7 protein-coding genes are annotated in these 7,193 nt (G+C 56.0%); 4 read left to right on the top strand and 3 right to left on the bottom strand.

Translation table 11 applies throughout. The features are described from left to right. Positions 1–231 precede the first annotated feature (231 nt). Genes ACFDSS_RS12510 through ACFDSS_RS12500 form a run of 3 tightly spaced genes read right to left on the bottom strand, consistent with a single transcriptional unit; the run spans position 232 to position 3,367 of the window. Positions 232–1,467, bottom strand: a complete 1,236-nt coding sequence (locus ACFDSS_RS12510) for an AGE family epimerase/isomerase (RefSeq protein ID WP_375256069.1) — start codon at positions 1,465–1,467, stop codon at positions 232–234. A 35-nt stretch (positions 1,468–1,502) separates the two neighbouring features. Next, positions 1,503–2,519 (bottom strand): ABC transporter ATP-binding protein, encoded by a 1,017-nt coding sequence (locus ACFDSS_RS12505; RefSeq protein WP_375256068.1) that lies wholly within the window; start codon positions 2,517–2,519, stop codon positions 1,503–1,505. Continuing rightward, complete coding sequence (locus ACFDSS_RS12500; RefSeq protein ID WP_375256067.1) at positions 2,519–3,367, bottom strand: hypothetical protein; 849 nt, start codon at positions 3,365–3,367, stop codon at positions 2,519–2,521. The genes ACFDSS_RS12505 and ACFDSS_RS12500 overlap by 1 nt, the downstream gene beginning before the upstream one ends. Positions 3,368–3,583: 216 nt before the next feature. Between ACFDSS_RS12500 and ACFDSS_RS12495 the strand changes: the two genes are divergently transcribed. The 4 genes from ACFDSS_RS12495 (at position 3,584) to arsJ (ending at position 7,025) form a co-directional block, all read left to right on the top strand. Next, a complete protein-coding gene (locus ACFDSS_RS12495; RefSeq protein WP_375256066.1) occupies positions 3,584–3,778 on the top strand; it encodes a hypothetical protein in 195 nt (64 codons plus the stop codon). A gap of 144 nt (positions 3,779–3,922) precedes the next feature. Further along, on the top strand, positions 3,923–4,771 hold the full coding sequence (locus tag ACFDSS_RS12490) for a helix-turn-helix domain-containing protein (RefSeq protein WP_375256065.1): 849 nt from the start codon (positions 3,923–3,925) through the stop codon (positions 4,769–4,771). Next, entirely contained in the window at positions 4,768–5,766 is a 999-nt protein-coding gene (locus ACFDSS_RS12485) for an ArsJ-associated glyceraldehyde-3-phosphate dehydrogenase (protein WP_375256064.1), read from the top strand. The genes ACFDSS_RS12490 and ACFDSS_RS12485 overlap by 4 nt, the downstream gene beginning before the upstream one ends. Continuing rightward, complete coding sequence (gene arsJ / locus ACFDSS_RS12480; protein WP_375256063.1) at positions 5,763–7,025, top strand: organoarsenical effux MFS transporter ArsJ; 1,263 nt, start codon at positions 5,763–5,765, stop codon at positions 7,023–7,025. Before ACFDSS_RS12485 ends, arsJ begins: the two co-directional genes overlap by 4 nt. Positions 7,026–7,193: the final 168 nt, after the last annotated feature.

Below are 7,193 nucleotides of genomic sequence, written 5' to 3'. Positions count from 1 at the left end.
GAGCGCCGATACAAACCGCGAACCAACATAGTGGCGCAAAGGCATTGCCGTTTAGACAAAAACGCGAAAGCGGACCTTCGCGGCATCCTTCGGGAATGACTGTTATACGGGACAAGGCTCCCGTTTGACGGCTGCCCGGGTGGCTCCGGTCTCACATCAGGCGCCTTGTTTGAACGAATTGCAGGACACGGCGCGGCAGAAAGCACATCGGGCGTATCGTTTCACATAACGCTATGCGCTTGCCATCCTTGAGATCCTGCCCGACAGCGGGAAAAGGCACGCTTGCAACGCATGATAAATGTCCGGTTTACCTGCAAAGATGGAGCTTGTCGGCGCACCCGATACGTCAATCGCCGGGAACCAGCCGCCGTGTTTGTGATCTATGAAGGCCGCGTCAGCAAAGGCCCAGAGCCTCCGGTACCAATCCTCGTCCGCGTCTCGGCCTTCCAGCAACAACAATGTGGCGACGGCGTTGATTGCCTCTGTCACAGGCCACCAAAACCGCGAACCATCCGCAACGCTGCCATCGAAATTGAGCGTATAGGCGAGCCCGCCTTCAGGAAGCCATGCGTCTGACAATGCTCTCTCAATAAGGTTGCGTGCATGGCGTGGCGCGTCTGATGCTGGCCGCCCGCATAAATCCCAGTATTGCAGCAGCAACCGCCCCAATTCGAACGAATGGCCCGGGGTCGTACCGGCAGGCCGGAACATATGATTGCCCGCATAGTCACGATCGATAGACCAATCGCTATGGTAGTGCTCTGGCAGGCGCCAGTTCTCTGCCGGGGCCATTCTTGAGGTAAAGAAATCTAAAATACGCCCTGCCCGTTTAAGATAGACATCTCGCCCGGTAACCTCATAGGCTGCCAAGAGTGCCTCAACCCCGTGCATGTTTGCGTTCATGCCGCGATACCTTGAAAATGGCGACCAATCCCGGTTCCATTCGTCGCAAAACAGACCAGCGTCTTCTTCCCAGTAATGCGCATCTAGCACGCTGCTGATATCTTCGATCAGAGCATCCGCCTCCGGATGACCGGCCAGCCTGGCGCTCGATGCGGCCAGCAACACGAAGACATGCCCGTAGGCCAGCTTTGTACCGTCTGCGACGTCATCGCCTTTGACCGACCAGACATAACCGCCATAGGTTCTGTCTTTATGGTGATCCGTCAAATACGCCATGCCATGGTCAACGATGTTTTCAGCACCCGCATGTCCCTGCAACACACCCAAAGCATAGGAATGCACCATCCGCGTCGTTGTGTGCAGCTCTTGCATATCTGTGCGCAATGGGCTGCCATCGTGGTCCAGCAAAGCAAAGCCGGGGCCTTTCTGAAGGCTGTTGTCGAAGAAAGACAAGAGTGACTGGCTTTGTGACTTTAGCCATTCACGATGCGTGGCGTCGTGCACCCAAAGGTCGGGCGCATCATATGGTCCGGGGGCTTGAGGTGCACGTTGTTCAACTGTCATAGGTATAACACCAAGGAATATATAGCAAAATTTTCCTAGCGGATAGCCAAACCATCGGCATCAAAGGCATGCGTGTCGGCCTTGCCGAAAGCCAGGCCTGCCTTGTCACCGGGCTTGCAAGTCGCTGTCCCATTGACGCGAACCGTGATCTGACCGGCCTCACCACACGACATAATAACAAAGGTATCCGCGCCCAAGTACTCCAACACATCGACTGTGCCTTGTATCTGTCCCGCACCTGCTTCGCAGAGTTCTATGTGCTCTGGGCGAATACCGAAGGACACCGCATTGTCCGGAACCTCTACATTCGGCGCCGCTGCCGCCGGAATCACATTCATCCGTGGTGAGCCAATAAACTGTGCCACAAAAAGGTTCGCCGGGCGTTCGTACAACTCTCGGGGAGACCCCACTTGCGCGATTTTACCGAACTCCAGGACAACGATCCGATCCGCTAGCGTCATCGCTTCGACCTGATCGTGGGTCACGTAGATCATCGTGGATTTCAGCGTCTGGTGCAGCTTGGCAAGCTCGTAGCGCATCTCGACCCGCAATGCGGCGTCCAGATTTGAGAGCGGTTCATCAAACAAGAACGCGGTCGGATCACGCACAATCGAACGGCCGATGGCGACACGTTGGCGCTGTCCGCCGGACAGGTCTTTCGGGCGGCGGTCAAGATAATCGTCCAGTTTCAGAACGCGCGAGGCCTCATTCACTTTCTCCTCGATCTCCGCCTTCGACAGCCCGGCGGATTTCAACGGGAATCCTACGTTGTCGCGCACCGACATATGCGGATAGAGCGCATAGGATTGGAACACCATCGCAAGCCCACGTTTGCTGGGTGGTTCTGCGGTGGCATCACGGTCGCCGATCATGATCTGTCCGCGTGATGTTTCCTCAAGCCCCGCAATCATGCGCAAGAGCGTTGACTTGCCACAACCAGACGGCCCAACAAAAATCACGAATTCGCCCTCTTCAATCGACAGGTCAACCCCCTTGATTACTTGAATGGATCCAAACCACTTCTCGACAGCTTTCAGATTAATGGAAGACATTACGCTGCACCTCTTGCCTGTTCATAGCCATCACCTGCCCAGGTCAGCCAAATCGCTGCGGTCCAGGTAAAATCAGCGCCACCACATGGGGTGGCATCAATCGGATCGAAATATTCATAGAACCCGTGTTTGAGGATCAAATCCGCTGTTTCGTCGCGCAACCGCGCCTCAAGATCGAGCCGCCCCATGTCCCGAAAACCCAGACCAAGCAGGGAATTCAGCACTGGCCATGATGGTCCGCGCCAATAGCGCCGCGGATCAAAGACCTCTGCTTCCGGGTCCGCAGAAGGGATACCGTAAGTCACCGCATCCCAAACGCGCATCAACTGCTGATCCAGTTCCGGGTTTCCGGCATCCGCCAAATAGGCAAGGAAAGCGCCAGATCCAAGAACCCCGGCGAACTCTCCGTTGTGTAAGTTCTTGGCGTCGTAGGCTTGCAGTTCAGGGTTCCAGATGAGTGGCAAGGCAGAGCGGAGCGATTTTGCCCAACCCTCAATCTCACTGGTGTCTTCGCCCAACGCTTGCCCGATCACGATCAGGTCTTCATGCGCACGTAGCAAGATGAAAGTGATCCCCGGATCAGCCATCAAGAACGGCCCTTCAGCGACAATGCGTTTTTGATCCCAACCGACGCTGACACCAAACTGGACCATTGCAATATAGCGGTCGTACTCTTCTTTCTTTGGCCGCATCGACGGATCAACATGCCCAGTATCGCGCCTGACGGCCATATCGCATGCCTCGAACATGGCCCGGCTAGACGTGGCATCAGCGGTGCCGCCGAATTGCATGCATCCAAAACAAAGCGGCGAGGCAGTCGCGCCATTGAGAGCTTTCAGATCTGTCATGTATTTTGCTCCGGCGACGGCTTGCTGGGTGGCTCCCGATAGACTGTACATTTGTACTTTTTGTGACAGTTGACTGGGAATTACTAGAAGCGCCGATCATTGCAGAAGTGTCCGGAGAGAAGCGACACAAATCGCAACCGGCGGCCGAAAACCTTTTCGAATCGTTCAACGGCATCTAGTCTAATCGAATAGTTATGCGTCGAAGGCGGTGGGGATATGAATTGCTACGTTGCTGAGTTGGATGAAACGAACCGCATTGCGGCTGTTTGGGTAAAGGAAAGAAAGGCGCGAGGTCCGCGCATCTTTGATCCAAAAAAGCACATATTTGATCCACAATTGGCAAATGATTTTGTGGGCGCGCCTCAAAATGAGATTGTACGTTGGCTGACGGCTGCTTCTCTTAAAAGCTAGGTAAGAAGCTACTCCAAAGTTCAGTAAGCCTCCGGCTTGGCGCACTCACACGAGGCCGACAGGATTTCATCGCGATGCCGCTTGATCTGCTTTGTTACAAAACCTTCACTTTGAATTCCCTCATATTTCACATATTCATGAATCATGGAAACATTGATTCCCACCCGCCTTTCAACGCTCGGTCATCCGCAAAGGCTGGCTGTGTTCCGGCTCTTGATGCGTCGCTTTCCGGATCGTGTACCTGCAACCGAACTGGCGCAGGCCCTCGGGCTTAAGCCGAACACGCTTTCCACCTATGTCAGCGCCCTGATGCAGGCCGGTTTGGTCAGCCAAGAGCGCGTCGGCACGTCTCTGCGCTATGCCATCGATATGGATGCAGCAGGCCGGACCATTGATTACCTGCTGCGCGATTGCTGCAGAGGGCGGCCTGAAATCTGCACGCAAAACACTCATCCCGCACCAAAGGGAGACAATCCAATGACCGATCATAAGTACAACGTGCTGTTCATCTGCACCGGTAATTCAGCACGGTCGATTTTCGCGGAATCGATCCTGCGTGACCTCTCTGGAGACCGCTTTGTGGCATATTCGGCTGGCACCAAGCCCCGCTTGGAGCTTAATCCATTCGCGCTCGAGGTGCTAAAACAGAAGGGGCACGACGTCTCAGCACTGCGGGCCAAAAATATTTCCGAATTTCAGGGGCCAGATGCCCCGCCGCTCGATTTCGTTTTCACGGTATGCGATCAGGCCGCCAACGAGGAGTGTCCCGCTTGGCAGGGCCAGACAATCAGCGCCCATTGGGGCATGCCTGATCCGGTGAAGGTCATGGGCACGGACGCCGAGAAGAGCCTTGCGTTCCATCAAACCTATGGCGCGTTGCGCAACCGAATGACCGGCTTTACCGCCCTGCCGATTGCCTCGCTGGATCGGATATCCCTGCAAAAGGCCGTCGATGAGATTGGTCAATCAAACGAAGAAAGAACATCTGCATGACCGTTTACGCCCTCAACGGCCTTGGCCGCATCGGCAAACTTGCACTGAAGCCATTATTGGCGCGCGGGGCCAAGATTGCGTGGATAAACGATGCTGTCGGCGACCCTGAGATGCACGCGCATTTGCTGGAGTTTGATACGGTACATGGCCGCTGGAGGGCGGATTTCGCCCATGACGCAGACAGTGTCACAATCGATGGCACCCGGCTGCCGTTCATCGGAGCAAGCGGCATTACAGACCTGCCACTCGACGGCGTAGACGTCGTGATCGACTGCACGGGCGTTTTCAAGACGCAAGCAAAGATCGCACCCTATTTTGATGCTGGCGTTAAGAAAGTCGTCGTATCCGCGCCGGTCAAGGACGGCGATGCTGCAAACATCGTCTATGGCGTCAATCACGACATCTACGAACCTGATCGCCACCACATTGTCACCGCTGCCAGTTGCACGACAAACTGTCTGGCGCCGGTGGTCAAGGTCATCCACGAGAACCTGAAGATCAAGCACGGGTCGATCACCACGATCCATGACGTCACGAACACCCAAACCATCGTGGACCGCCCTGCCAAGGACTTGCGCCGCGCCCGTTCGGCGCTGAACTCTCTGATACCGACCACCACCGGCAGTGCCACGGCGATCACACTGATCTACCCGGAACTTACCGGCCGGCTGAATGGTCATGCTGTCCGTGTTCCGCTGCTCAACGCTTCTTTGACGGACTGCGTTTTCGAAGTGGAGCGCGAGACGACAGCGGAGGAGGTCAACGCCCTGTTCAAGGCCGCAGCAGAGGGCCCTTTGCAGGGCATTCTGGGCTATGAGGAGCGCCCGCTGGTGTCGACCGATTACACCAATGACGAACGGTCCGGCATTCTTGATGCGCCATCCACGATGGTCATCAACGGCACGCAAGTGAAAATCTATGCTTGGTACGACAATGAGATGGGCTATGCGCACCGTCTGGTCGATGTGGCCTGTATGGTCGGGGACAGCTTGTGAGCGACACTTCTGCCCGACCCCAGGGCCTGTCGGCCTATATCGCGGTCACGGCGGCCTATTGGGCTTTTATGCTCACCGACGGCGCCTTGCGCATGTTGGTGTTATTGCACTTTCACACGCTGGGGTTTTCGCCGGTACAACTGGCATATCTATTTGTGCTTTACGAAATCGCGGGCGTAATCACCAACCTCTGCGCTGGATGGATTGCGGCACGCTTTGGACTGACCTCAACGCTTTATGCCGGTTTGGGGCTGCAAGTGCTGGCTTTGCTGGCATTGGCGCAACTCGATCCGGCTTGGGCGGTTGGCGCATCCGTTGTCTACGTCATGCTGGTACAGGGCGCGAGCGGTGTGGCAAAAGACCTGGCCAAGATGTCATCGAAGTCGGCGGTCAAGCTGCTTGCCCCGACCGAGGACGGGGGGCTGTTCCGCTGGGTCGCACTCCTGACGGGTTCCAAGAACATGGTGAAGGGGCTGGGCTTTCTGCTTGGTGCGACCCTGCTGGCCACATTGGGCTTCGTGTGGGCGGTGCTCGGGATGGCCGCCATCCTTGCTGTGATCCTGTTTGCGGTCGTTATCGCCATGCCCTCCGGCCTGCCGAAAGGCCGGAAAGGGACCAAGTTTTCTGAGGTGTTCTCAAAGTCGGCCAACGTAAACTGGCTTAGTGCCGCGCGGGTGTTCCTGTTTGGTGCACGAGACGTTTGGTTTGTTGTTGGCATCCCGATCTACTTCTACGCTGTCCTGTCGGACGGCACGACCGAGGGCAACCGGACCGCTTTCTTTCTGATCGGTACGTTCATGGCTGGCTGGGTGATCCTTTATGGTCTGGTACAGGCCAACGCGCCGCGCATTCTACGTGCAAAGGCACGACCAGAACATGAGCTTATCGCATCGGCCCGCAGTTGGGCTTGGGGGTTGGCCGCTGTGCCAGCGATTTTGACGACGGTTGCTGTGGCGGCAGGTGAGCCGCACCTTTGGTTGACCGTCAGCATCATTGCCGGATTGCTGATCTTCGGGGCAATCTTCGCCGTGAACTCATCCTTGCACTCTTACCTGATCTTGGTGTTCACCAAGGCAGAGCGGGTCACGATGGATGTCGGCTTTTATTACATGGCCAATGCGGGCGGCAGGCTGGCCGGGACGCTTTTGTCTGGCCTCAGTTACCAAACTGGCGGACTACCACTCATGCTGGGGACTGCGGCAATCATGGTCGCGGTTTCAGCCGTGATCGTTGGGTTTTTGAAACCCGAGCAAGTCTAAGGACACCCCCGAGCTCCAGCACGTAGTTTTATAGAACTGTTACGTTTTTGTTGCCAAACTGTCGCGTCGCGCGTGCAGAACTTCACAGGTTACTTTTTTGGGGGAACACATCCAATGACCTGTAAACTTGTTGCCATGACTTCTGTCATTGCTATCTCGGCCGGTATG

The sequence above is a fragment of the Yoonia sp. genome (genome assembly GCF_042093035.1).
Taxonomy (GTDB): domain Bacteria; phylum Pseudomonadota; class Alphaproteobacteria; order Rhodobacterales; family Rhodobacteraceae; genus Yoonia.
Note: the sequence above shows the minus strand (reverse complement) of the source record. Positions and strands in the feature narration are given on the sequence as shown.

What these genes read in the sequence shown, in the direction of transcription:
- ACFDSS_RS12500 (WP_375256067.1), bottom strand. Translation starts at nt 3,367, where the DNA reads ATGACAGATCTGAAAGCTCTCAATGGCGCGACTGCCTCGCCGCTTTGT.
- ACFDSS_RS12490 (WP_375256065.1), top strand. Translation starts at nt 3,923, where the DNA reads ATGGAAACATTGATTCCCACCCGCCTTTCAACGCTCGGTCATCCGCAA.
- ACFDSS_RS12505 (WP_375256068.1), bottom strand. Translation starts at nt 2,519, where the DNA reads ATGTCTTCCATTAATCTGAAAGCTGTCGAGAAGTGGTTTGGATCCATT.
- ACFDSS_RS12495 (WP_375256066.1), top strand. Translation starts at nt 3,584, where the DNA reads ATGAATTGCTACGTTGCTGAGTTGGATGAAACGAACCGCATTGCGGCT.
- ACFDSS_RS12510 (WP_375256069.1), bottom strand. Translation starts at nt 1,467, where the DNA reads ATGACAGTTGAACAACGTGCACCTCAAGCCCCCGGACCATATGATGCG.
- ACFDSS_RS12485 (WP_375256064.1), top strand. Translation starts at nt 4,768, where the DNA reads ATGACCGTTTACGCCCTCAACGGCCTTGGCCGCATCGGCAAACTTGCA.